The sequence below is a fragment of the Candidatus Thioglobus autotrophicus genome, from assembly GCF_001293165.1.
Classification (GTDB): domain Bacteria; phylum Pseudomonadota; class Gammaproteobacteria; order PS1; family Pseudothioglobaceae; genus Thioglobus_A; species Thioglobus_A autotrophicus.
Genome location: NZ_CP010552.1, coordinates 804,020 through 827,317, shown reverse-complemented (window position 1 = coordinate 827,317; position 23,298 = coordinate 804,020). Strand labels below are relative to the sequence as shown.

Below are 23,298 nucleotides of genomic sequence, written 5' to 3'. Positions count from 1 at the left end.
TACTCCTTTACTTTGTTAATAAAATTAAGAACAACTGCCACAACAGCCGTCTTTAAAAAAGCCCATCAATAGTGTTTACAACATTTTCTACTGTGAAGCCAAATTCTTTAAATAATTGATCTGCTGGTGCAGACTCACCGAATGATTTCATACCAACGATAGCGCCATCTAAACCAACATATTTGTACCAACCATTGTCAATACTAGCTTCAATTGCAACACGCTTAACACCTGTTGGTAAAACACTTTCTTTGTATTCGCCGTCTTGCTTATCAAATCTTTCAGGACAAGGCATAGAAACAACACGAACATTTTTGCTTGACGCTGCTGCAGATTCAACCGCTAAGCCAACTTCTGAACCCGTTGCAATTATGACAACATCAGGTGTTCCAGCACAGTCTTTAAGTACATAACCACCTTTCGAGATATTAGCCACTTGCTCAGCTGTTCGCTCGTTTGGCGCTAGCGCCTGACGTGAGAATACTAAAGCAGTTGGGCCGTTATCTCTAATAACTGCCTCTTTCCATGAAACAGCAGACTCAGTTGCATCACAACCTCTCCACGTTTCAAAGTTAGGAATAACTCTCATTGTTGCTAGTTGCTCAACTGGCTGGTGTGTTGGACCATCTTCGCCCAAGCCAATAGAATCATGTGTGTAAACGTAAATCGTGCCGATCTTCATTAAGGCAGACATACGTAGTGCATTACGCATGAACTCCATAAACATGAAGAAGGTTGCACCGTAAACTTTAAAGCCACCATGCAGAACCATACCGTTCATCATGTGTGCCATACCAAACTCGCGCACACCCCATGACATGTAGTTACCATTAGCATTGTCTGCATTAACCTTAACCGTACCTGACCAGTTGGTTAGGTTAGAACCGGTTAAGTCAGCTGAGCCACCAAACATTTCTGGTAGTAATGGCCCCATTGCCTCAATAGCTTTTTGTGATGCTTGACGAGAAGCAATCTTTGGCATCTCTTCTTGAGTCTTAGCAATGAACTTATCCATTTCCATTTCAAAGTTAGCTGGTAAATCACCGGCCATACGACGCTCAAATTCAGCTGCATCTGCAGGGAACTCAGCCTTGTATGCTGCAAAAGCATCATTCCAAGCTGCTTCATCAGTAGCGCCTTGCTCTTTATGGTCCCAACCTGCGTAGATGTCAGCAGGAATCTCGAATGGTGCTGAATCCCAGCCTAATTCTTTACGTGTTGCTGCAATTTCTTCGTCACCTAATGGCGCGCCGTGACAATCGTGTGTGCCAGATAAATTTGGTGAACCAAAGCCAATAACTGTCTTACAACAGATTAAAGATGGCTTATCAGTAACAGCCTTAGCCTCAGTAATTGCTTTGCTGATTGCATCTGCATCATGACCATCAACAGCAACAACATGCCAATCGTATGAATTAAAACGTCCTGGAACGCCTTTTTCCATCCAATCACCAATATGGCCATCAATTGAAATATCGTTATCATCCCAGAATGCAATTAACTTGCCCAAACCTAATGTGCCAGCCATTGCACATGATTCATGTGACAAACCTTCCATTAAACAACCGTCGCCCATGAAGGCATAGGTGTGGTGATCAACAATCGTATGACCCGGCTTGTTAAATTGTGCGCCTAATGTGCGCTCAGCAATTGCCATACCAACAGCATTAGTGATACCTTGGCCTAATGGGCCCGTTGTCGTTTCAATACCTTCAGCATAACCATACTCAGGGTGGCCTGCAGTTTTAGCGTGTAATTGACGGAAATCTTTAATATCATCCATTCTTAATTCGAAACCCGTTAAATGTAGTAACGAATACATCAACATTGAACCGTGGCCATTTGATAAAACAAAACGATCGCGATCAGCCCACTTAGAGCTAGTTGGGTTGTACTTCATATGGTCGTTCCAAAGCACTTCAGCAATATCTGCCATGCCCATTGGTGCACCTGGGTGGCCTGAATTGGCTTTTTGAACGGCGTCCATACTTAGGGCGCGAATCGCGTTTGCTAGATCTCTGCGTGATGGCATATTAAATTTCCTTGAATGCAAAAGAGAGCAATTATACTCAGAAACTAGGAAAATTTCAAGGCTGGCGCTGGGCGTTGATGTAACGGGGTTTCTCCCTAAAAAAATAGGATAACCCAAACTTATTAATTCATTAGGTATTATAAAGTCCTATTTACAATACAAATTTAAGTGAGATAAAATGAAGTTATACGCCCCATGGGAAAAGGCCTTTGAGAAAATCTCAACACCGTTTGAGCATTTTATTCATGCCCAAACCACAACTGGAAAAATCTTAATGTTTATGACGGTATTAGCATTAATTTTAGCCAATACGCCATTAACAGAAAACTACGAACATCTATTCCATACAAAAATAGATCTTAATATTGGTTCATGGAAGCTATCACACAGCATTCATCATTGGATCAACGACGGTCTGATGACTTTATTCTTTTTTATGATTGGACTAGAGATAAAAAGAGAAATCTTAGTAGGAGAATTGTCAAATATAAAAGTAGCAGCCCTGCCTATTATGGCCGCTATTGGCGGCATGGTTTTTCCTGCATTAATATATCTCAGCCTCAATGTAGGCGAGATTGGCTCCGGCGGTTGGGGGGTGCCTATGGCGACAGACATCGCCTTTGCAATTAGTGTATTAGTCCTATTAGGCAAAAGAGTCTCTACAGCATTGGTAACATTTTTAGTTGCACTGGCCATTGTTGATGACCTAGGCGCGGTTTTAGTGATTGCAGTATTTTATACCGATCAAATTCACGTTGTGCCGCTCGCCTTATCTGGTGTTGCTTTTTTAATTTTAGTCATCTTTAATCGTTTTGGTATTCATATGATTTTGCCTTATTTTGTCATGGGCACTCTCATGTGGTTCTTTGTGTTTGAGTCGGGCGTTCATGCGACTATTGCAGGCGTTATTGCTGCCATGGCAGTCCCTTCAAAACCCAAACACACTTCCTCAAGTCTCTCTAAAGATACTAAAGAATTACTCGATAAATATGACAAGTATCCCCCATGTGAAAACCACATGCTGCATGAAAATCAAAAGGCCATTCTCATCAATCTGCAGGATAAAATTAATGCTGTCAGATCTCCAGCTGCCAGGCTTGAACACGACTTACACCTTCCAGTCGCTTTAGTAGTTATCCCTTTATTTGCACTAGCCAACGCAGGTATTGCGATAGATTTCAGTTCGATTGGCGCTGTTATTATTGAACCCATATCAATGGGAATTATCTTAGGCCTTATTTTAGGAAAAGTAGTTGGAATATTTGGCGTTTCTTGGCTCGCTATAAAATTAAAAATCGCCAAACTTCCAGATCAAAGTAGCATGAGTCAAATTTTTGGCATCGCACTTTTAGGCGGTATTGGCTTCACCATGTCTATATTTATAGCAGACCTGGCATTTCTAAAAACTCCTGAACTCATTTTTCAAGCCAAAGTTGGAATTTTATTAGCTTCCTTGTTTGCTGGATTATCTGGATTTTTATGGCTTAGATATGTGGCAAAAAGCACCTCTGAAAAGAGACGCTCAAACAGATGGTGGATATAGGCAAGCTTGAGCCACCGACCTCAGCATTCATAATGCCGGGGTCGGTGGTTCAAGTCCACCTATAACCACCATCTATTTAAAGGCTTTAAGCCATTTCACTTAAATCAAAATAATACTTGGGCTACCATATGGCTACCAGTAGGATTAACTGTGATAATTATATATTTAATATATATCTACCAATTATTTACTAGTTAACTCATTGATTTATAACGATAAATAACCACCATCACTCGCATATTTATTTAGACTTTGATACCTAGTGGGGGAGCCCAATCGATATAACAGTAGTATTTATATACTCTCCCTCACATTTTTAACAAAACTTTAATTTCTAAATGAGTTAAAATATATTTAAATTGTTTTATTAGATAAGATATGAAAAAATTCGTAAAGAAAGCTATATATATTTTTTTTGACAAATTAGGATATAAAATATCATTAAAAGATAGTGATAATGTTGAGAAATTTTGGTCAGGACTATCACCTAGTCAAATTAGACGTCTTTTTCACTACGAAATGTTTATGAAAACAATTTCTATTTCTGGAAATATTGTTGAATGTGGAGTTGCTGGAGGAGGAACTTTAGCATTCTTTAAAAATCTACAAAAGGAGTTTAATTGCTCGAGAAAGATATGGGGATTTGACTCATTTGAGGGATTCTCTTCACCAAATTCAAAGGATGGCAGTATTTTTTCTAGTTCATATGATCGCTATAATAAAAAATATGCAAAATTTACAGTTGATTGGGTAAAGCAAAATCTTATTGATCTAGGTGCTCAAAATTTAGATGATAATGACATCTCTCTTATCAAAGGCTGGATACCTGATTCATTTGAATATTATGATGAATCACCTGTTTCCCTTTTAAATCTAGATGTAGATATTTACGAGCCTACAAAGGCGATTTTAGAATTCTTTTGGCCATTACTTCAAGATAATGCAATAATCTTGCTTGATGAATATGATTTTGGCAAGGATGCCAAAAAGTGGCCAGGCGCTAAAATAGCGATAGATGAGTTTTGTAATGAAAAAAATACAAGTGTCAGTAAACACTATACTGGTAGGTTTTATATTACAAAAACTTAAAGCATTCAAAACTATACATTTTTTTTGTTGATTTGGTTGCATTTGACTCATTTTGTCTACTAATGAACTAGGCACTTTATATTCCTTCTTTTGTTAAAAGAAGGGCAATAATACAACAAGAAAACAACAAGATTTAGGGTGTAATACCTAGGTACTACGAGCACTTTTCTAGTGAAGGAATACCATTACCGCACTAGCAAAATTCGACATCCATATAGCCCTTAAATTAGCTTGAACTACCCTACACTTCCCACCCCTACCAAAAAGGGTATTTACTCCACTTTTAAAAAAAATCAAAAAGCCTGAAACCACTATTCCAATAGGGATTAATAGGGTAATGGGTGGGTAATACCGCCTACACCCCTATCGTGCGACAATATTACTATAGGCTAGAAAATTTAGTCCTATACAGCCACTCCCAACAGGAGTGATTTTAATAATATTGGAGTAAGAAACATATGACAATTAATAGACTGTTTACAACAAAGCAACTCGCAGATATTTTAGGGTTCGCACCTAAGACATTATCTAATCAAAGAATACTTGGAACTGGACTTCCATTTATCAAGATTGGTAATGCCGTTCGTTATAAAAGTTCCGACATTGAAACCTACATTGAAGAGAATACCCACGACCATAACGGTATGGTTAAGGTTAATTCAATCCGTGTGAAGGAGGAAGTGTAATGAATGGAGTAGATAATAAAAACCCCTCTGAAACGACCAAGTTGGAGAAGGGCTACCTAAAATCCGGTAACGCAAAGTATAACATTGTCGAGTATTTGAGTGATGGGAATTCTCTCACAAGCAGAGAAGCCTTTATGATGATAGGTACTACTTGTCTGAATACACACATTAGCGAACTCTGTCGCAACTGTGGTTTCATAATTCCAAGGAAGATGATAGAAGTCGATACTCGCTATGGCAAAAAAGTTAAAGTCAACGAGTACAGATTCAACAATGAAGATTGTGAATTAGCTGACTACCTACTAGAGGAAAAAGCACACGCTTTGTAATCCCCTCAATTAACCAAACAGTTTCTCCTAAGTAATTAATTTTTAATCAAAAGAGATTGCTTGGGAGCGACTGATTAATGACGGTAGTTCCTTTTATCTAATGGAGTAAAGAGTATGACTAAGAGAAACAGGAAGAAGGAGCATTATGGTTCTTTCTTAAACATTAACGGTGAGGAATTAAAAATAAACTCAACCGAAAAGCTAGGAGTTTATCCACTTATTATTGAAAAGTTTGTTGTTGAGTTGGACAAAATGATAGCGAGATATAAGCGTGTCTTTGTATTAAGGTTTGATTTACACCTTCGACAATATTGTGATGACAATAAGCAGATAACAACCTTTATAAAAGCACAAGTTCAAAGAATAAAACGAAAGTACAAGACCAAGTACGTTGGTTATGTTTGGGTGAGAGAAGTAGAAAGGTCAAAGATTCAGCACTATCATTGTGCTTTCTTTATTGATGGAGATAAGATAAGAAACTCTTTTGCTTTGAACCAACAAATCAAAGCTAAGTGGTATAAGAATGGACACCGTTCGGTTGTGCCAAAGCCTTACTACTTTCTTGATAAACATAATATGAAGGAGGCAAGGGAAGAGGTAATTTATTGACCTCCTTATAGTTTGTATTATAAGGCTATCTTTGTATCCAAGTTTGTCAGACCACTACAAAGCTGAGCGATTAAACCATCAAAGCTTTGCAAATCATTACGAGGTAGTGCAAAATGTTGAAAGTTATATTTACTTTTATAACTACAAAAGGATTCATTCAGCGATTGGGTATATGACACCCGCTCAGAAGATGGCTGAATTGGAAAAAGTGGCTTGAAATGTGTCCAAGATTAACGGACCACTACAGACTAAACCCTTTAGGTGAAGCTCAGGTAGTGAGTTATTCCAATGATAGTTGTGGGTATAGTCATTAACCAATAGTGCTATTTATCCGTGGTTGCTTTTGATAACCCCATATCTTCTAACAAGAATCCTATTGTTATACAAAAGTCCAGACTTACAAGGTTTTTACCCTTCTGATATTCGTCAGAAGCTCTTAATCTATCTGCCCTTTGCTGAATGCCTCCCTTGCCAAAGTTAGTAATAGCCTTGCCAATGAACATATGCCCAATAGAGGTTTTTTTCTTATTGCACGTTTCTACATATCCCTCTAACATTCCAACAACCTCGGTATTAGTGGCCGCATTGGTTGTTACAGATATCGCCATAAATCCCATCATTAGCATTATTTTTATATGTTTCATTGTTAATCACTCCTTTTGTAAAGAATTTACCCCATCATTTGACCAGCAATAGCCAATGCCAAGATAATTATTATTGCAATAATTACATAATCACCAGTCTTATTCTTAACTTCAATATTACTATCTATCTGCTCTCCAGTATCTGACACTTCAACCCAGCCGTTTCTTAAAAAGTGTTTACGCACAATTTCTTTACCAAAAAATGGATATATTAACCACGATATTCCCGCTGTAATAATTGCCAAACCAAGACTAATCAGTGCGTGATTCCAAATCTTTTTATATAAAAAATAAAACACTCCAAAAAACAGCACCCATAAAAATGTAAGTGACGTTTCTTCAATATAGCCATTGTCTTTATTTTGAAATTTCATAATTATTGAACGCCTTTTGAAGGCTTTGGCTTAAGCACTATTCTTGCATCATAACCCAGTTTTATAACAATTTTGGCTATGTCATCTTCGTGTTTCAGCCCTTTTGGGGTGTTTACAGAAAACCAAACAGTATCCTGTGGATTGATATATTTTTTTTCAGGATATCGTGCTATCCCACCTGTTGGCTCAAGAATATACTTTGCACCGTCTTTGGTAAATAACTCAAACTGATCTAAAAAATAATTTGAACTGATAGGCTTGTTGGACTTATTATGAACTTGCAGTTTAAAGTAATGACCATATTCACTTAAAGAAGCCCAGGCATAAATCTTTTGATTCATTACTGATGGAAGATAAGAGACGCCTCTAATATATTTGTCATCATAAGATTCACTGTCCACCTGAATGCCATAATGATGCCAAGTAAGGGGTCTTGACTCAATTGAAGCACACGAAGTAATAAATAACATAGTAAGAATCAAAATTAAACTTTTCATAATCAGTAGTCCCTTCCTTTAGCGTAAACAGAGTCATTACGCCAAACAGTTACAATCACAAGACCCTTATAGCCTGTTTGTAATTTGTAGTACCTTGCTGTTGTTGAGGCGATAGTTTTAACATCCTCTTTTGTGGTGTAAGAGTGTTTGTTGTCTGATAGGGTAATCCATAATTGCCAATCACTATCTTCAGGATAGGTGAGGCTTGTCACTTCGGTATTATTAAGCGCCCAACTTTCAAACTTGTTTTTTTGTTGGTCAGTCACATCAACCTTTTGAACTGTAGCTGCCTTAACTTGTGTAGCATCCTTATTGTCATCATCATCAGGAAACCAAGACATAACTATTGCTAATACAATTATTAACGGAAATATTCCTATATCTTTTTTAAACCAACCATTGTTTTCTTTTTTACTCATTAGATAAGAGCCCTATGTAATTTATTATTTAATAATGCGCATTTTACTGATGAGTCCTAGGTCATCATATGAACCTAAACTCCCATCTCTTTCAATTAGAAAATAATCATCATGAATTTTCTTCTTTCTCTCAAACCGAATCCTGCCTGACTGGTTTTTTTGAATCATTTCTATTTCTGAATGACTACCATCTGCAAATTTTCGCACCATGATGATTTTTTTATTTTTCTTGATTAAGGCGTACTTTGAACCGGCATAAGGAGACTCATCAATCCATTCACCAATTATTTCCCCAAGGGGAGTCTTAGACTCATTTATTAACACACTCTCTTCTTCAATTGTTAAGCCCAATATAACCACTTTCAAATCTGGATTAAAATGGGTACTCGCCCATGCGCCAAAGCCTGGCTTCATGTTTGGCAGGTAATATGTAATAAATAATCGGTCATATTTTCTTGGCTGAATTTCTCGTAATTTCAATGCTAACTTACGCAAAGAATCCTTTGAGACTTTCTTTTCAAGTCTTATGCTAATACTGCCTTTCACTTGCTCTAGGTTGGTCTTCTCAATAACTGTGTAATTTACACCTTGAGCCGCATCAATGAACATTGAATACTTGAGTGATATTTTGTCACCCTGTACTCCATTGCCTTCAAATCTAGCTAATTTAGTTAATATTTCTTCATTTTGCCAAAATTTATTAATACGACTTATTACCTCAACGTTGTAACTACCGACAAGAGGATTTCCTAAATCAGTAAAACCTTCACTTTGAAATAAGCCGCTACTATTCACATATAATTTATAGCTCTGTGCAGAATAGTCATCAGCAGCTGATGAAACCTCAACTCCAACCTTTGTGCCTTCTGGCAGATTTGTAAAACCATTAATAAATACTTTGCCATCAATTACTTTATGACTAACTTTTATATTTAGTTGTGCTGCTTGGATGCCAAGACTAAAAAATAAAATCATTAGCGAAAATATAGTTTTTTTCATAAAAACACCTTATATTAAGTAGTTCATTTTTAATTATATCCATTTACATCTCATAACTACCTATTAATTTCTGATGCTGTAATTTAATGATTAGTATTTACTGCTGTTAGCTGATCTTTTTAAGTAAGTGGTAATATTATTCTTTGAAATGATGCTTATAAATTAATGGTAAAACCTGACAAACCTGACAAATACGCAATATATATGAAAATTACTAACGAAGATTTCTGGGAATTACTAAGAATTAATAATGCTAATTTTCAAGCCACAGCAGACGCTATTGCTAAAGTTGCAGGTGATACTTATTCACGTCAAGCAGTACATGAGAGGGCAATGAAAGACCCTGACCAAGTAGACGACATTAAAGAGAGTAATTTAGACTTAGCTGAGAGAGGAATGATGGAGCTTGTAGTGTCAGATAATGAGAGTATCAAATTCAAGGCTTGCGAGACAATCCTAAAACGGAAAGGTGGCAAGCGTGGGTGGGGTGATAAGCAAGAGTTAGATATTACAGGCGGTATGGACATGAATTTTAAAGTGGAGTTCATAGACCCTGATGTAGACTTTGAGTAAAGATAAACCCGTAGAAGCGGACAAGTTCAAGGTTTGGAAAAGAACACGTACCTATACTCACACTTGCCAATTGACAAAGAACCATTAAAGTACTTTATTGATGGAGGCGGAAAGAAAGCACCATTTGGTGAACAAATAGCGTCATAACAAGGTTTTATCAATATTAATAAAGCAAGGTTAAATCTGCCAAAAGGTAGCCCAGTGGTAGCCCAATAAAAAGGGGCTTAGTGAAAAAACACTAAACCCCTTATTGTATATGGTGGTTATAGGTGGACTTGAACCACCGACCCCAGCATTATGAATGCTGTGCTCTAACCAGCTGAGCTACATAACCAAAGAGCGTGTATTATCAAGACATTTGATGCAAATGTCAATAGTCCGAGGCCAATATATTGATAAAATCAACTCTATTATGTCACCAATTAAAATTGCACTAACAGGCGGAATCGCCTGCGGAAAATCTAACGTTGCCCAATTATTTGAAAATCTTGGCACTGAGGTAATCAGCCTTGATGAGCTCTCTCGGCAAGTAGTTGTGCCTGGGAGTGCGGGATTAAGCGAACTCGTTGATCACTTTGGTGATAGCATTCTTGAGGCGGATAAAAGCCTTGATCGCAAGGTTTTACGAGAAATTTTGCTAGATAATAAAGCCAATCAACAGCTAATTGAGGACATTTTGCATCCAAAAATATTGGAAAAAATGCAAATGGCAATAAAAAATAGCAAAAAATCGCTTATTATTGTCGAAATACCGCTACTAGTTGAGAAAAATTTAGCTTATTTGTTTGATAGAGCCATTATTATTGATTGTAATGAGCAAAATCAGCTAAAAAGACTAATAAAACGTGAAAATATTGATAAAAACTCTGCAAAATCGCTTATTTATACACAAACAAGTGCAGAAAACAGGCTAAAACTAGCAGATCAGCTACCCATTGATGTGATTGAAAATAATTCGGAAATTTTCGAATTAAAGCAAAAAGTGCAAAATTTATATCAAAAATTAATCAATCTGTAAGCGTTTAACGGGTTTTCCGGCGATTAAGTGCTCATCAATGATTTCATCAATATCCTCTTCGTCAATATATTGGTACCAAACATTATCTGGATACACAACTGCCACCGGCCCATGCTCACACCTGCCTAAACAGCGTGATTCGCTAACGCCAATTTTGCCTTCACCCATTTTTCCCTCTTCTCGACACTTATCTTTGGCATAACGATACATCTGCTTAGCGCCCAACTGAGAGCAACAGCTTTTACCGTCTTTGCGTTGATTATTACAAAAGAAAATATGTCGGGTGTAGAAATCCATAATAAATCCTTATAGGTCAATTGCCCTTTGGTAGCAATGTTTTTTGTCAATACCCGTTATTTTAGCGGCCAGCTTGGCGGCTTTTGAAGCGCCCATTTCCATCAGCAAAATAGGCAGTATTTTGTCTAATTGCTCCTCGCCGATAACTTTGTTGTTTTTATCGATACTGGAAATTAAAACCACGAATTCGCCTTTTTGATGCGCTTGGTCTGCTTCTAGGTAGTTAATCAAATTAGGCAGGGTATCAGTTTTAATGGTTTCAAAAGATTTGGTCAGCTCTTTGGCAAAACACACAATTCGATCGTCGCCCAAAACGCTTTGTAGGTCGCGCGCACACGCTAAAATGCGCTTGGGTGATTCATAAAAAATAGCGGTTTGATCAATGTGTGCAATAGCCTGGATAGCTTTAATTCTGGCGGTTTGTTTGTTGGGTAAAAAACCAAAAAATCCAAATTGGTCACTGGCAATACCAGCCACACTCATGGCGCTGATCATCGCACTCGCGCCCGGAATGGGTGAGGCCATCACCCCGGCTTTTTTGGCTTCGCGTACCAGTACATAACCAGGGTCACTAATCAGTGGCGTACCCGCATCGCTAATAAGTGCCATGTTTTTACCTTCGAGCAGCTCGCTGATTACCAACTGAGCTTTTTGCGTTTCATTGTGCTCGTGAAAAGCGCGCAAATCGGTTTTGATGTCGTAATGATTAAGCAAGCGCCTGGAATGGCGCGTGTCTTCCGCCAAGATAACGTCTGCATTTTTTAGAGTTTCAATTGCCCTAAAAGTGATATCATCTAGATTTCCAATAGGGGTGGCAACAATATAAAGTGTTCCGATCATGTTTAGTATTAAAAGACAAGTTGGCAATCAAGCAGAAGACATTGCGCTGAAATATCTTATTCAGCAGGGTCTAACGTTAATTGAACAAAATTATCTTACCAAGGTTGGTGAAATAGATATTATTATGCTTGATAAAGCCGAGCAAGTATTGGTTTTTGTTGAAGTTCGTTATCGAAAAAATACACGCTTTGGATCGGCCACTGACACCGTTACCTCTAGCAAGCAGGCAAAAATTATTCGCAGTGCACAACGCTACTTGCAACAACACGATGAGTTTGATGAATATATCTGTCGGTTTGATGTTGTGGGACTAGAATCTGATTTAAAATATCCTAAAATAAACTGGATTAAAGACGCCTTTGAAGGCTAATTATTTATGAAAAAATTACTGATTTCTGCTGTATTAATTGCCAACTCATTGTTATTAACAGGGTGTTTGCCTGTTATTCAAGGTGCTTCAACGATGAGCACCATTATCACCACCACTAATGACAGACGCAGTGCAGGTGAAGTACTAGATGATAGAACCATTATGTTTAGAATGCTCGCTTGGCCAAACCAAGATAGCGCCTTAGAGGATGTACATCTTAACTTTATGGTGTATAACAAAAGCGTGCTAATTACCGGTGAAGTACCTAGTAATGCAGTACTTAAGTACACAATTGAACAAGCCCAAATTCAAGATCCAAAAATCAAACAAGTATTTAACGAAATAACCGTTGGTCCAAACAGCGGGCTGTTAAGTCGCTCTAAAGATGCGGCTATCACTGCACAAGTGGAGACCTTGTTTCATGACCAAGAGGTGTTTCATCCAACCCTTGTCAGGGTGATGACTGAGAGCCAAACGGTTTACCTAATGGGTGCGGTGACACAGCGTGAGGCGCAAAAAGCAGTTAAAGTTGCCTCTAAAGCCAAGTGGGCCAAAAAAATTGTTAAGCGTTTTGATTACTTGAAGACTCGCCCGGCCGCTGAAATTGAACGCGATCGACAAAGAGAAATAGCGGCGCAGAAAAAAGCCGAGCTATTGAAAAAACAAGCAGAGCTTGATGCTAAAAAAGCAGAATTAAAACGCCAAATTCAAGAATTGAATGGTGGTAGTGCCATGGAAGGCACGCCTTTTTAACCGATTAAACGTTTAATTGGAGCGAACGAAGCTCGGTGCTGGCCTTGAATAGCGCCATGCTGTTTGAGCGCCGCTAGGTGTATTTTAGTACCGTAACCCTTATGCTGAGCAAATCCATACTGAGGATATTGCTTATCTAGTTTCAACATTTGCCTATCACGAGTCACTTTAGCAATAATGGATGCTGCTGAAATAACAGGTTCTGTTAAATCCCCTTTAACGATTGCCGTGCAATATTGCACATCAGGGCAGCGATTGCCATCGACTAAAACTTGGTCATATTTAAGATTGAGATTTTCTACAGCGCGCTTCATCGCTAGCATTGTAGCTTGCAAAATATTAATTTCATCAATCTCTTGTACACTAGACTCGCCCACCGCCCATTGACATTGCTGAGTAATAAGGGCGTATAAGGTTTCTCGCTTTTTCTCACTGAGTTTTTTAGAATCGGTTAGTTCGGGCAGCTCAAACTTGCTTGGCAGTACCACGGCACCCGCAACCACCGAGCCCACTAATGGGCCACGACCTGCTTCATCAACGCCAATAATAATCATAGAGTTCTTGGAATTTATTGGTATCGAAACATGCTAAGACCTTCGATGTCTATCTCGGGTGTCTGCTCAGATACAAGTGAATTAATCACCTTTGCAGAACCTAAGCTCATGGTCCAGCCTAGCGTTCCGTGTCCGGTGTTTAATAATAAATTATCATAAGGTGTTTTACCAATAATGGGTGTTCCATCAGGCGTCATAGGGCGCAAGCCTGCCCAAAGTTGGTCATCTGGCACTTGATCTGTCGCTTTGGGGAATAAGTCATGGAGTACAAACTGGGTTATGCGGTCGCCAGAATCTGACAGTGTTTTGTCGTATCCTGTTAGCTCAGCAATACCGGCAACACGCACAATGTCGCCTAGCCTGGTAATGGCTACTTTGTAGGTTTCATCCATTAGTGTACCCTGTGGCGCGTCTGCATCGTTTTTAATAGGCAAGGTAATAGAGTAGCCCTTAACTGGATAGATTGGCAGATGTATGCCGAGTGGCGCCAAGATGTCAGCTGATTGACTGCCCAAAGCAATTACATATTTATCAGCCTGATAATTGCCTTGATCTGTTTGAATGCTGGTAATTTTTTTGTGCTTGGCGTTAATCTGCTGAATACTCACATTAAACTCAAACTTCACCCCCATTTGCTTACAAATTTTTGTTAAATGGTTGGCAAACAAAAAGCAATTAGCACTCTGATCTTCCAAGTAGCGCAACCCGCCCTTGATTTTCTCCTTGACATGGACAAGCGCGGGTTCGGCCTTAATACAGCCCTCTACATCTAGTAACTCATACTTAACCTGATAAGCATCCAAAACTGCCATATCTTTTTTGGCGGCATCAAGCTGCGCTTGCGTTCTAAAAACTTGCAACAAGCCATGGCTTCTTAGCTCAAAATCAAAATCATGTTCTTGAACCATTTCAACAATGGCCTGCTGAGAGCATTTTGAGACTCGAACCATACGAGATTTATTAATCTCATAACGACTGGCAGTGCAGTTTTTTAAGATTCTAAATAAAAACTTAAGCGTTAATAGGGTGAGTTTTGGGTTGATAATTAAAGGCGCATACTTTGCCGCTAGCCATTTCATGGCCTTGATAGGAATTCCAGGCCCTGCCCAAGGCGATGACATGCCGTATGATAACTGCCCCGCATTGGCAAAACTTGTTCCTAGTGCCGGCTCTGACTCTTGCTCGATGACAGTCACTTCGTGGCCAGATTTTGCCAAATAATAGGCCGAAGTAATGCCTATAATTCCACTACCTGCAACTAAAACTTTCATACGCCCTCAAGTAAAAATACCGTATCAAAATACCCGATCTAATGCTTAACATATTACACCCATCTTATCGCACTGGGTGTTAAATCAAGGGTTGACTCTAAAGCGCTTTAAAGCCAATATCGGTTCGATAATAAGCACTTGGCCAATCAATTTTCTCAAGCAGCTGGTAAGCATTAGTTTGCGCTTGCTTAGTGTCTGCACCCAAAGCTGTTGCACACAAAACTCGCCCACCACTAGTAAGCACCTTGGCGCCCTGTATTTTGGTGCCTGCATGAAATACTTTGGCGTCACTACTATCCGTAGGCAAGCCAATAACCTCGCCAGACGGGTAAGCATCTGGATAGCCATTGGCTGCTAACACTACACCCATAGCCGAGCGATTATCCCACTTAATTTCTGCTTCGTCCAATTTACCTTGGGTGGCCAATAGACATAATTCTGCCAGATTAGACTTAAGGCGCATCATAATAGGTTGAGTTTCAGGATCGCCAAAACGGCAATTATATTCTAGTACTTTGGAGTTACCCTGCTGGTCAATCATCAGCCCGGCGTATAAAAATCCGGTATAAGAATTTCCCTCAGCTGCCATGCCGTCAACTGTTGGACGAATAACACGTTCCATGACATCTTGAAATATCTCATCGGTCACAATTGGCGCTGGAGAATAAGCACCCATGCCGCCTGTGTTCGGGCCTTGATCGCCATTATCTCGCGCTTTATGGTCTTGCGAGGTGGCCATTGGTAAGATATTTTTGCCATCTACCATCACAATAAAACTAGCCTCTTCGCCAACTAAAAACTCTTCAATAACAACACGTGAACCCGCTTCGCCAAAGCGATTTCCTTCTAGCATATCGTTAATTGCAACAACTGCTTCAGCTTCAGTATTGGCAATGATAACGCCTTTGCCTGCGGCCAAACCATCTGCCTTAATAACAATCGGTGTGCCTTTTTCTTGTACGTACTTAACCGCAGGATCAACCTCAGTAAAAACATCATAATAGGCGGTTGGAATATTGTTACGATCCAAAAAATCTTTACAAAATGCTTTTGAGCCTTCGAGTTGTGAAGCGGCTTCAGTTGGGCCAAAAATAGCCAGTCCTTGCGCTTGAAAACGATCTACTACGCCAATTACTAGTGGCGCTTCCGGGCCAACAATGCTGATATCAATTTGATTATCTTGGGCGAATTTAATCAGACCGTTAATATCCTCAGCACCGATATCAACGTTGGTCAGCTTATCTTCTAGCTCGGTACCCGCATTGCCCGGTGCCACAAAAACCTCTTTAACATTATCAAACTTAGCACACTGCCAAGCTAAGGCATGCTCGCGGCCGCCTGCGCCAATTACTAAAACTTTCATATTTTTTCCTATACGTATTCTTCGATAAACTCTCTAAATTTCTTATGCGACATAATCTGTGTACCATCACAGTTAAATGACATAGAAATGGTCGAGTTAAATAAATTAATCACGGCTGAGCGCAAATAATAACCATCTAAATTTCTAAGCTCTGGAATATGATCAACAATATATCTAAGCTCACCCTCATCCGTTAGTTGTTTCATATCCTTGTTACGTTGATGAAAAGCCGCTTGCCACTCATCAGATAAATAGTCAAACGCTCGATCGTGCTCAAGCATTTGATAATAGCGTTTAATTAATGCCTCTTTTTCGTCCAAGGCAATCATACCAAAATGATTAAAGACATAATCAGGCACCAGCAAATCTTCAGCAAGGTGAATCTCAACATTAAATGGATCAAACACAGAGGAGGTTTTAATTTCGCCGTTATTTAAACCAATAACAATACGATAGATGCCGGTCGATAACAGCAAAAATAAAACCACATCCATCAACTCTTCGATATTGTCATCAACAATGCTTTGGGTGCGCTCACGGTTATACACACTGTCTTTCAGACCTTCGTCACCCTTAACGCTACGCATTAAGTTATCATCAAAGCCGTAGCCTACCAAGGCGCCTTTTTTATTATCTCCCGTATTCATAGGTTAAATTATAGATTAAACAAAAAGACGTTTGGGTGCAATGACACCATCTGGTGTTAATTCGCCAATGCCTAAAAACTGTTGTTGAGGATCAAACAATTTAACCGTATGCTGCTCAGTTTTTTGCTCTGAAAGAATGCTTCGCCCGTATTTAATATCTATAGTTTGTTGCACATCTAAGCTAACATTTTGAATATTAGGCAACATCTGTTCACTGGGAAAAATATACGCGTCGAGAGATTTAAAATCTTCAGTAACAAGCGTCTCTAGTTCAGAAAATTTAATGGTTTCACTAATATCAATATGCGCAAACCCTGTACGCCTAAGCTCAATGACATGCGCACCACAGCCCAGCTGATTACCAATATCTTGAATTAAACTACGAATATAAGTACCCTTAGAGCAACTCACATCTAGGGTGATAATGCCTTTGTCATAGCTGATAAAATCAATATTATGAATAGTTACGGGGCGGGGCGGGCGCTCAATCTCAATACCTTGGCGTGCTAGTTTATACAGCGGTTGGCCGTCTTTCTTTAGTGCTGAATACATGGGTGGAATTTGCAAGATGTCGCCAACAAAACTCATGGTGGCTTTTTTGATAGTCGCTTCGCTTAAGTGCTTATGTTCCTGGGTTTGCACAACTTCCCCCTCACAGTCGAGCGTATCGGTATTCTCCCCCAGCTTGCCACGAACAAAATAGCGCTTATTATCATCAAGTAAAAATTGAGCCACCTTGGTTGCCTGACCTAGACAAATCGGCAAAATGCCACTAGCAAGCGGATCTAAACTACCTGTATGCCCTGCTTTTTTAGCAGAAAAAAGTCGTTTAACCTTTTGTAGGGCGGCATTGGAGCTTAGTCCGGTGTCTTTATCCAACAAGACAATACCATTAATATCTCTGCCCTTTGGGTTGCGCCGTGACATGGCTAGATTTACAGCTTAGAAAGTAGGTCGTCTATTCTTGCACCGGTATTAGGTGCAGGATCAAACATAAATCTCAACGCAGGTGTATGACGCAAATCAACTGTTTTTGAAAGGCGCGAACGAAAGAATCCTGAGGCTTTATTCAACAATATCTCAACCTCTTTCTGATCTTGCTCAGATACTGTGTAATAAACCTTGGCAGCACTCAAATCACGACTAGTTAGCACATCGGTAATAACCACGTTAGCCAGTCGAGGGTCTTTAGTTTCGTTTTTTAATAACGTTACTAATTCACGGCGAACCAACTCGTTAATGCGTTCAATTCTAAAGGAATCTTGTTGTGCCATTAGGGTTATAAAGTACGAGCCGTCTCAATACGCTCAAAGACCTCAATCTGATCACCCGGCTGAACATCGTTATAACCTGCAACACCGATACCACACTCAGTACCTGACTTAACCTCTTTAACGTCATCTTTAAAGCGTCTTAATGACTCTAACTCACCCTCAAAGATAACAACGCTGTCACGCAATACACGAATTGGCGAGTCTCTTCTAACCACACCTTCTTGAACCATACAACCAGCAATATCGCCAAGTTTTTGTGATCTGAATACATCTTTCACATTGGCAATACCAATAATATTTTCGCTGAGTGCTGGGCTTAATAGGCCGCTCATAATAGCTTTAACATCATCGATTAAGTTATAGATAATTGAGTAATACTCAATACGAACACCTTCGCTATCTGCCATTTTTCTAGCCATAGTATCAGCACGAACATTAAAGCCAAGCACTAAAGCTTCTGAAGTAGCTGCTAGTGTAATGTCAGTATTACTAATACCACCAACACCGCTTGATACTACTTTAACTCTCACTTCGTCCGTTGATAACTCTTCTAGAGCCTCAACTAATGCCTGGGCTGAGCCACGAACATCTGACTTAAGTAATACATTAACCGTTGAAACATCGCCTTCTTCCATCTTCTGTAAGAAGTTCTCCATCTTCGAAGCTTGCTGTCTTTGCAGCTCTGCTTCGCGCTCTTTGGTTTTCCTAAAGTCGGCTACTTCGCGCGCTTTACGCTCACTTTCAACCACCAAGACTTCGTCACCAGAATTTGGCACACCAGACAAACCTAACACCTCAACTGGTGTTGATGGGCCAGCTTCTTTAAGAACCTTTCCTTGGTCGTTAACAATTTGTTTGACCTTGCCGTATTCTAGGCCGGCAATCATAATATCGCCTTTCTTTAAAGTGCCTGATTGTACTAAAATCGTGGTTACTTTACCACGGCCTTTTTCTAATCGAGCTTCTAGCACAGTACCGTTTGCTGGGCCTTTGGCCACTGCTGAAAACTCTAATACTTCTGCCGTTAGCGTAATTGCTTCAAGCAGTGCGTCAATACCCTCGCCAGTATGAGCTGATACTGGCACCATCATAACATCGCCACCCCAGTCTTCTGAGATCACATCATGTGTTGACAGTACTTGCTTAATCTTGTCTAGATCTGCACCTTCTTTATCAATCTTATTGATAGCAACGATGATTGGAACGCCAGCTTTTTTAGCGTGCTTAATAGACTCAATCGTCTGCGGCATCACGCCATCATCAGCCGCCACAACCAAAATAATAAGGTCTGTTGCATTTGCACCACGTGAGCGCATTTTTGAGAAAGCTGCGTGTCCTGGTGTGTCAATAAAAGTAATTTTTCCGTTAGCGGTTTCAACCTGGTATGAGCCAATATGCTGAGTAATGCCGCCCGCTTCACCATCTGCTATCTTAGCTTGACGAATATAGTCTAATAATGATGTTTTACCGTGATCAACGTGGCCCATAATAGTAACCACTGGCGGTCTAGCTGTTTCATCACCTATTGGCTTTGACTTTTCAACTAATACATCTTCAATCGTTTCTTCAACGCTGACAACTCCTTTGTGCCCCATTTCCTCGACCACTAATAAGGCAGTGTCTTGGTCAATAACGTCGTTTAAGGTGGCCATAACACCCATACCCATCAACACCTTTAAAACTTCGCCGGCCTTGGTGGTCATTTTCTGTGCAAGATCACTCACTTTAATATTCTCTGGCACAGCAATTTCATGCATGACTTTTTCAACTGGCTTTTGGAAGCCATGTTGTGCCTGCTCTTCTTGAATCTTTTGGCTTAATCGAGTTCTGTCTTTCTTTTTCAGTTTGCGATTTGGATTATGTCTGGCAACATGTAGTTGTTTACGCCCAGGGGCTTTATTGTTAGCCGTATTACGCAATCTTTGCGGTTTTTTATCTTCCGCTGGCTTTGCCTCTTTAGACTTTTCCGCTGCTTTCTCTTCTACCTTGTCTTCTGTTTTAGCAGTTTCTTGTTCTTGATTGGCCGTGTCTTTTTGCGTCTTTAATGCATCAGCTTGCTCTTTTTGTAAGCGCACCATTTCTAAGCGCTTGGCATCTTGTGCTAATAATTTTTCATCTGCATCACGTCCTGCATCTAGTGCAGCTTGCGCGGCTAATGCCGCTTCGTTGACGCCTGTTTCGGTTTCAGCTTCAGCCACTACTTGTTTGACGCGCTTTTTCTTAACTTGAACCTTAACACCGCCACTGGTGCTATTGGTGGTTTTGCCACTAGGTTTGCGAGAAACCGATATGCTAGATTTACTCGATGAGCGCTTTGATAAGCTACCCATTAAAATCTTTCTTTCCTCAGCGGAAATATCAGAATCTGCTTGTTTACCCTCAATGCCCGCATTCGTTAGAATGGTAATTACCTCATCGGGTGTCTTTTTCAGTAGTTTGGATAAAGTTTCAACTGTATGTGCCATAATGCTTGCCTGTTTTTATAATGATTAAATGAACGCTTCTTACTAATTATCGTTATTAATCAAACCATCCTTCATTTTCTCTTGCCGTCATGATAACACCTGAGGCTTTTTCTTTGTCCATAACTTGAATCTCAAGCAACTCGTCAATAGACAGCTCTGCCAAATCATCAACCGTTGTTATTTCCGCTTCAATCAAGGCGTCAGCTAAATCAGAATCCACACCCTCAACACTCGTTAAAGCCTCAGAAGCATCAGCATCGCCCAATGCTTGCACCAGTTGTGCATCTGCTGCGCGCTCTTGTAGCTCTTCAACCATAGTAGCATCAAACTCTTCAATACCTTCCAATGTTGCCGCGTCTGCATCTGCAATATCACTAACACTGGTAAAGCCCTCTTCTAATAGTACACCAGCCACTTCGCCATCAACACCTAGTTTATCAGCAAGTTTGCCACTGGCTTTTTGCGCTTCTTCAGCTTGCTTCTCATCTGCATCTGCAGTTGACATGACGTTTAGCTTCCAGCCTGTTAAGCGTGCTGCTAATTTAATATTTTGACCACCACGGCCGATCGCTAAGGCTAGTTGATCTTCTTCAACTGCAATATCCATTGCGTTACGATCTTCATCAACTACAATAGAGCTTACCTCTGCTGGCGCCATCGCGTTAATCACAAATTGTGCAGGATCTTCATCCCAAAGAATAATATCAACACGCTCACCATTCAGCTCGTTTGAAACTGCTTGAACGCGTGCACCACGCATACCAATACAAGAGCCAATTGGGTCTAGGCGTTTATCTTTTGCCTTAACCGCAAGTTTTGAGCGCAATCCTGGATCTCTAGCGCCGCCCATAATTTCAATCACACCTTCTGAAATTTCAGGCACTTCCATTTCAAATAACTGGATCATCATCTCTGGAACAGTGCGAGATAAGAAAATTTGCGCACCACGTACAGATGACTTAACCTCTTTAATATAAGCTCTTAATCGATCATTCTTACGTACTGACTCATTTGGGATTAGGTCAAATTTAGAAATCATGCCATCAACACCGCCCATGTCAACATACACATTACCGCGATCAACACGCTTAACCGTTACCATAATCACCTCGCCAACACGTTGAGTGTAATCATGAACAATAACTTCTCTTTCTGCTTCACGAACTTTCTGAATAATAACTTGCTTAACGATCTGCGCCGCAATACGACCAAACGCTTCAGTTTCAATCGGCTCGCGTACAAAATCATCTACAGCAACACCATTGGCATCTTTTTCATAAATATGCAATTCTGGATCAAATGGCGTACCATCATCATCAACAAAGTTTTCTTTGTCATCGATAACCATCCACTGTCTAAAGGTATGAAATTCGCCAGTTTTACGGTCAATTTCTACATGAGCATCAATCTCTTTGCGTTTTTTTGTAGCAACTGCTAGTGCCTCTTCTAATGATTCAAAAACATCCTCTTTTGAGATGTTCTTTTCATTAGAGATTGCTTCAACTATCAAAAATAATTCTTTACCGTCCATGTTTTTCTCCTAAAAGTCAGCGACCAAGTTCGCTTTTTCAATCATATCAATGTCCAATGTAATCGGACCTAATTCTGTTACTAATTCGATGGTATTGTTAACTTCACTAACACTACCAATAGCGCCTTTAAATTTACGCTGGCCTTCAATCGGTCTAACCAGGCGCAAGGCAACATCGTTGCCTAAAAAACGCTGGTAATGGCCAATATGAAATAAAGGTCTTTCAATACCTGGCGAAGATACTTCTAAATTGTACTGACTTGCAATCGGATCTTCAACATCAAAAATAGCGCTAAGCTGATGTGATACTTTTTCACAATCTTCAATACCAATACCCTGATCGGTATCAATAAAAATACGTAAAGTACTGTGTTTTCCACTAGCAACATACTCCACACCCACTAACTCATAACCCATATCTTCAAGAGTAGGATTGATTAAATCAGTAATTTTTTCTGTAATCTTTGCCATTTATTTTGTTTTTTATTTAATACTTCTAATCGACTGTTATCACTTTTTTTTACATAGCAAAAGCCTTTCTAAGCAACTGGGGTCATTGGTTTGTTTACCAATATCTTCCATCGCTTTATTTTTGCTAAACACTTTTCTTTGCATAACAAAAACCCCCTAAAAAGGGGGTCTTTGCTTGCTTTAATGACCATAAAGACCAAAAAAGACTTAATTTGGTAGCGGGGACAGGATTTGAACCTATGACCTTCGGGTTATGAGCCCGACGAGCTACCGAACTGCTCCACCCCGCACTAAAGTGGCGTGATTATATGCTGTTCTTACTTGTTTGTCTAGCTTAATTTTCGATTTTTCACAAATAAGACTGATTGACGCCACTAACGCCGTGCACCGTAATTTTATAACCCTGGGACAGTAAATGCTTGACGTAGAGTCGATTATAAGTAAAGAAAAACATAATATTTGCCAAGCCTAAAGTCAGCACACATAGGGGCAGCATGAGTGCGAAAGACTTCCAGTCGCGGCGATAAATTGCTGGACAGAAAAATAAGCACAATGAGGTCCATGAAAAGCCCACAGGCGCATACCGGACTTCTTTGGTTTCTGGATGTTCTAATGTTAGGGTTGTATATGCCAAGCTTTTGTTTCTCCTC

The 23,298-nt window shown here is 39.7% G+C and carries 27 protein-coding genes, 2 tRNA genes and 1 pseudogene; 10 read left to right on the top strand and 20 right to left on the bottom strand.

Translation table 11 applies throughout. The features are described from left to right. Positions 1-52: 52 nt before the first annotated feature. Positions 53-2,032 carry a transketolase gene (gene tkt, locus SP60_RS04470; protein ID WP_053951482.1) on the bottom strand — a complete coding sequence of 660 codons (1,980 nt, stop codon included), beginning with the start codon at positions 2,030-2,032 and terminating at the stop codon, positions 53-55. 178 nt (positions 2,033-2,210) lie between these two features. Here tkt and nhaA point away from each other — a divergent pair, with 178 nt between their 5' ends. The 6 genes and pseudogenes from nhaA to SP60_RS08440 all read left to right on the top strand — a co-directional run. Beyond that, positions 2,211-3,575 carry a Na+/H+ antiporter NhaA gene (gene nhaA / locus SP60_RS04465; RefSeq protein WP_053951481.1) on the top strand — a complete coding sequence of 455 codons (1,365 nt, stop codon included), beginning with the start codon at positions 2,211-2,213 and terminating at the stop codon, positions 3,573-3,575. 378 nt (positions 3,576-3,953) lie between these two features. Further along, positions 3,954-4,664 (top strand): TylF/MycF/NovP-related O-methyltransferase, encoded by a 711-nt coding sequence (locus SP60_RS04460; protein ID WP_053951480.1) that lies wholly within the window; start codon positions 3,954-3,956, stop codon positions 4,662-4,664. A gap of 458 nt (positions 4,665-5,122) precedes the next feature. Then, entirely contained in the window at positions 5,123-5,350 is a 228-nt protein-coding gene (locus SP60_RS04455) for a helix-turn-helix domain-containing protein (protein WP_053951479.1), read from the top strand. Then, positions 5,350-5,679 (top strand): helix-turn-helix domain-containing protein, encoded by a 330-nt coding sequence (locus SP60_RS04450; RefSeq protein WP_053951478.1) that lies wholly within the window; start codon positions 5,350-5,352, stop codon positions 5,677-5,679. The genes SP60_RS04455 and SP60_RS04450 overlap by 1 nt, the downstream gene beginning before the upstream one ends. Positions 5,680-5,793: 114 nt before the next feature. Further along, complete coding sequence (locus SP60_RS04445) at positions 5,794-6,288, top strand: YagK/YfjJ domain-containing protein (RefSeq protein ID WP_053951477.1); 495 nt, start codon at positions 5,794-5,796, stop codon at positions 6,286-6,288. 58 nt (positions 6,289-6,346) lie between these two features. Then, a pseudogene (locus tag SP60_RS08440) lies at positions 6,347-6,505 on the top strand (IS3 family transposase); the annotation flags it as partial. Between the two features lie 106 nt (positions 6,506-6,611). Here SP60_RS08440 and SP60_RS04435 read toward each other — a convergent pair. From SP60_RS04435 to SP60_RS04415, 5 genes are all read right to left on the bottom strand, one after another. Then, entirely contained in the window at positions 6,612-6,896 is a 285-nt protein-coding gene (locus SP60_RS04435; RefSeq protein WP_158403329.1) for a hypothetical protein, read from the bottom strand. A gap of 62 nt (positions 6,897-6,958) precedes the next feature. Then, positions 6,959-7,306 (bottom strand): DUF2628 domain-containing protein, encoded by a 348-nt coding sequence (locus SP60_RS04430; RefSeq protein ID WP_053951474.1) that lies wholly within the window; start codon positions 7,304-7,306, stop codon positions 6,959-6,961. A gap of 2 nt (positions 7,307-7,308) precedes the next feature. Further along, positions 7,309-7,803 (bottom strand): hypothetical protein, encoded by a 495-nt coding sequence (locus tag SP60_RS04425; protein ID WP_053951473.1) that lies wholly within the window; start codon positions 7,801-7,803, stop codon positions 7,309-7,311. A 2-nt stretch (positions 7,804-7,805) separates the two neighbouring features. Continuing rightward, positions 7,806-8,222 (bottom strand): hypothetical protein, encoded by a 417-nt coding sequence (locus SP60_RS04420; protein WP_053951472.1) that lies wholly within the window; start codon positions 8,220-8,222, stop codon positions 7,806-7,808. A gap of 24 nt (positions 8,223-8,246) precedes the next feature. Beyond that, on the bottom strand, positions 8,247-9,221 hold the full coding sequence (locus SP60_RS04415) for a hypothetical protein (RefSeq protein ID WP_053951471.1): 975 nt from the start codon (positions 9,219-9,221) through the stop codon (positions 8,247-8,249). A gap of 204 nt (positions 9,222-9,425) precedes the next feature. Here SP60_RS04415 and SP60_RS04410 point away from each other — a divergent pair, with 204 nt between their 5' ends. After that, positions 9,426-9,794 carry a hypothetical protein gene (locus SP60_RS04410; protein WP_144418590.1) on the top strand — a complete coding sequence of 123 codons (369 nt, stop codon included), beginning with the start codon at positions 9,426-9,428 and terminating at the stop codon, positions 9,792-9,794. Between the two features lie 257 nt (positions 9,795-10,051). Here SP60_RS04410 and SP60_RS04405 read toward each other — a convergent pair. After that, positions 10,052-10,128 (bottom strand) — tRNA-Met (locus SP60_RS04405). A gap of 78 nt (positions 10,129-10,206) precedes the next feature. On the opposite strand from SP60_RS04405, the gene coaE reads away from it, so the two are divergent. Next, the gene (gene coaE, locus SP60_RS04400) at positions 10,207-10,812 is read left to right on the top strand and encodes a dephospho-CoA kinase (protein WP_053952219.1); all 606 of its coding nucleotides are present in this window, start codon (positions 10,207-10,209) and stop codon (positions 10,810-10,812) included. Here the strand turns inward: coaE and SP60_RS04395 are convergent. Further along, positions 10,798-11,109 carry a (2Fe-2S) ferredoxin domain-containing protein gene (locus SP60_RS04395; RefSeq protein ID WP_053951469.1) on the bottom strand — a complete coding sequence of 104 codons (312 nt, stop codon included), beginning with the start codon at positions 11,107-11,109 and terminating at the stop codon, positions 10,798-10,800. The genes coaE and SP60_RS04395 overlap by 15 nt on opposite strands. Before the next feature lie 9 nt (positions 11,110-11,118). After that, positions 11,119-11,949, bottom strand: coding sequence for a 16S rRNA (cytidine(1402)-2'-O)-methyltransferase (rsmI, locus tag SP60_RS04390; protein ID WP_053951468.1), 831 nt, complete (start codon positions 11,947-11,949; stop codon positions 11,119-11,121). Here rsmI and SP60_RS04385 point away from each other — a divergent pair. Both SP60_RS04385 and SP60_RS04380 read left to right on the top strand, forming a co-directional pair. Further along, complete coding sequence (locus SP60_RS04385; protein WP_053951467.1) at positions 11,948-12,319, top strand: YraN family protein; 372 nt, start codon at positions 11,948-11,950, stop codon at positions 12,317-12,319. The genes rsmI and SP60_RS04385 overlap by 2 nt on opposite strands. 6 nt (positions 12,320-12,325) lie before the next feature. Continuing rightward, positions 12,326-13,072, top strand: a complete 747-nt coding sequence (locus SP60_RS04380) for a BON domain-containing protein (protein ID WP_053951466.1) — start codon at positions 12,326-12,328, stop codon at positions 13,070-13,072. On the opposite strand, the gene rnhB is transcribed toward SP60_RS04380, so the two are convergent. From rnhB to SP60_RS08340, 11 genes are all read right to left on the bottom strand, one after another. Further along, positions 13,069-13,626, bottom strand: coding sequence for a ribonuclease HII (rnhB, locus tag SP60_RS04375; RefSeq protein ID WP_053951465.1), 558 nt, complete (start codon positions 13,624-13,626; stop codon positions 13,069-13,071). The genes SP60_RS04380 and rnhB overlap by 4 nt on opposite strands. A gap of 14 nt (positions 13,627-13,640) precedes the next feature. Continuing rightward, on the bottom strand, positions 13,641-14,897 hold the full coding sequence (locus SP60_RS04370) for a D-amino acid dehydrogenase (protein WP_053951464.1): 1,257 nt from the start codon (positions 14,895-14,897) through the stop codon (positions 13,641-13,643). A 97-nt stretch (positions 14,898-14,994) separates the two neighbouring features. Continuing rightward, positions 14,995-16,260, bottom strand: coding sequence for a phosphoribosylamine--glycine ligase (gene purD, locus SP60_RS04365; protein WP_053951463.1), 1,266 nt, complete (start codon positions 16,258-16,260; stop codon positions 14,995-14,997). A gap of 8 nt (positions 16,261-16,268) precedes the next feature. Further along, positions 16,269-16,907 (bottom strand): hypothetical protein, encoded by a 639-nt coding sequence (locus SP60_RS04360; RefSeq protein ID WP_053951462.1) that lies wholly within the window; start codon positions 16,905-16,907, stop codon positions 16,269-16,271. Positions 16,908-16,922: 15 nt separating this feature from the next. Continuing rightward, positions 16,923-17,834: a tRNA pseudouridine(55) synthase TruB gene (truB, locus tag SP60_RS04355; RefSeq protein ID WP_053951461.1), complete on the bottom strand. Its 912-nt coding sequence runs from the start codon at positions 17,832-17,834 to the stop codon at positions 16,923-16,925. An 8-nt stretch (positions 17,835-17,842) separates the two neighbouring features. Continuing rightward, positions 17,843-18,181, bottom strand: a complete 339-nt coding sequence (rbfA, locus tag SP60_RS04350; RefSeq protein ID WP_053951460.1) for a 30S ribosome-binding factor RbfA — start codon at positions 18,179-18,181, stop codon at positions 17,843-17,845. Between the two features lie 5 nt (positions 18,182-18,186). Continuing rightward, a complete protein-coding gene (gene infB / locus SP60_RS04345) occupies positions 18,187-20,646 on the bottom strand; it encodes a translation initiation factor IF-2 (protein ID WP_053951459.1) in 2,460 nt (819 codons plus the stop codon). Positions 20,647-20,701: 55 nt separating this feature from the next. After that, positions 20,702-22,177 (bottom strand): transcription termination factor NusA, encoded by a 1,476-nt coding sequence (gene nusA / locus SP60_RS04340; RefSeq protein WP_053951458.1) that lies wholly within the window; start codon positions 22,175-22,177, stop codon positions 20,702-20,704. A 9-nt stretch (positions 22,178-22,186) separates the two neighbouring features. Further along, a complete protein-coding gene (gene rimP, locus SP60_RS04335) occupies positions 22,187-22,648 on the bottom strand; it encodes a ribosome maturation factor RimP (RefSeq protein ID WP_053951457.1) in 462 nt (153 codons plus the stop codon). A gap of 213 nt (positions 22,649-22,861) precedes the next feature. Beyond that, positions 22,862-22,938, bottom strand: a tRNA-Met gene (locus SP60_RS04330). A gap of 59 nt (positions 22,939-22,997) precedes the next feature. Next, positions 22,998-23,282: a hypothetical protein gene (locus SP60_RS08340; RefSeq protein ID WP_144418589.1), complete on the bottom strand. Its 285-nt coding sequence runs from the start codon at positions 23,280-23,282 to the stop codon at positions 22,998-23,000. Positions 23,283-23,298: the final 16 nt, after the last annotated feature.

What these genes read in the sequence shown, in the direction of transcription:
- tkt (WP_053951482.1), bottom strand. Translation starts at nt 2,032, where the DNA reads ATGCCATCACGCAGAGATCTAGCAAACGCGATTCGCGCCCTAAGTATG.
- nhaA (WP_053951481.1), top strand. Translation starts at nt 2,211, where the DNA reads ATGAAGTTATACGCCCCATGGGAAAAGGCCTTTGAGAAAATCTCAACA.
- SP60_RS04460 (WP_053951480.1), top strand. Translation starts at nt 3,954, where the DNA reads ATGAAAAAATTCGTAAAGAAAGCTATATATATTTTTTTTGACAAATTA.
- SP60_RS04455 (WP_053951479.1), top strand. Translation starts at nt 5,123, where the DNA reads ATGACAATTAATAGACTGTTTACAACAAAGCAACTCGCAGATATTTTA.
- SP60_RS04450 (WP_053951478.1), top strand. Translation starts at nt 5,350, where the DNA reads ATGAATGGAGTAGATAATAAAAACCCCTCTGAAACGACCAAGTTGGAG.
- SP60_RS04445 (WP_053951477.1), top strand. Translation starts at nt 5,794, where the DNA reads ATGACTAAGAGAAACAGGAAGAAGGAGCATTATGGTTCTTTCTTAAAC.
- SP60_RS04435 (WP_158403329.1), bottom strand. Translation starts at nt 6,896, where the DNA reads ATGGCGATATCTGTAACAACCAATGCGGCCACTAATACCGAGGTTGTT.
- SP60_RS04430 (WP_053951474.1), bottom strand. Translation starts at nt 7,306, where the DNA reads ATGAAATTTCAAAATAAAGACAATGGCTATATTGAAGAAACGTCACTT.
- SP60_RS04425 (WP_053951473.1), bottom strand. Translation starts at nt 7,803, where the DNA reads ATGAAAAGTTTAATTTTGATTCTTACTATGTTATTTATTACTTCGTGT.
- SP60_RS04420 (WP_053951472.1), bottom strand. Translation starts at nt 8,222, where the DNA reads ATGAGTAAAAAAGAAAACAATGGTTGGTTTAAAAAAGATATAGGAATA.
- SP60_RS04415 (WP_053951471.1), bottom strand. Translation starts at nt 9,221, where the DNA reads ATGAAAAAAACTATATTTTCGCTAATGATTTTATTTTTTAGTCTTGGC.
- SP60_RS04410 (WP_144418590.1), top strand. Translation starts at nt 9,426, where the DNA reads ATGAAAATTACTAACGAAGATTTCTGGGAATTACTAAGAATTAATAAT.
- coaE (WP_053952219.1), top strand. Translation starts at nt 10,207, where the DNA reads ATGTCACCAATTAAAATTGCACTAACAGGCGGAATCGCCTGCGGAAAA.
- SP60_RS04395 (WP_053951469.1), bottom strand. Translation starts at nt 11,109, where the DNA reads ATGGATTTCTACACCCGACATATTTTCTTTTGTAATAATCAACGCAAA.
- SP60_RS04385 (WP_053951467.1), top strand. Translation starts at nt 11,948, where the DNA reads ATGTTTAGTATTAAAAGACAAGTTGGCAATCAAGCAGAAGACATTGCG.
- rsmI (WP_053951468.1), bottom strand. Translation starts at nt 11,949, where the DNA reads ATGATCGGAACACTTTATATTGTTGCCACCCCTATTGGAAATCTAGAT.
- SP60_RS04380 (WP_053951466.1), top strand. Translation starts at nt 12,326, where the DNA reads ATGAAAAAATTACTGATTTCTGCTGTATTAATTGCCAACTCATTGTTA.
- rnhB (WP_053951465.1), bottom strand. Translation starts at nt 13,626, where the DNA reads ATGATTATTATTGGCGTTGATGAAGCAGGTCGTGGCCCATTAGTGGGC.
- SP60_RS04370 (WP_053951464.1), bottom strand. Translation starts at nt 14,897, where the DNA reads ATGAAAGTTTTAGTTGCAGGTAGTGGAATTATAGGCATTACTTCGGCC.
- purD (WP_053951463.1), bottom strand. Translation starts at nt 16,260, where the DNA reads ATGAAAGTTTTAGTAATTGGCGCAGGCGGCCGCGAGCATGCCTTAGCT.
- SP60_RS04360 (WP_053951462.1), bottom strand. Translation starts at nt 16,907, where the DNA reads ATGAATACGGGAGATAATAAAAAAGGCGCCTTGGTAGGCTACGGCTTT.
- truB (WP_053951461.1), bottom strand. Translation starts at nt 17,834, where the DNA reads ATGTCACGGCGCAACCCAAAGGGCAGAGATATTAATGGTATTGTCTTG.
- rbfA (WP_053951460.1), bottom strand. Translation starts at nt 18,181, where the DNA reads ATGGCACAACAAGATTCCTTTAGAATTGAACGCATTAACGAGTTGGTT.
- infB (WP_053951459.1), bottom strand. Translation starts at nt 20,646, where the DNA reads ATGGCACATACAGTTGAAACTTTATCCAAACTACTGAAAAAGACACCC.
- nusA (WP_053951458.1), bottom strand. Translation starts at nt 22,177, where the DNA reads ATGGACGGTAAAGAATTATTTTTGATAGTTGAAGCAATCTCTAATGAA.
- rimP (WP_053951457.1), bottom strand. Translation starts at nt 22,648, where the DNA reads ATGGCAAAGATTACAGAAAAAATTACTGATTTAATCAATCCTACTCTT.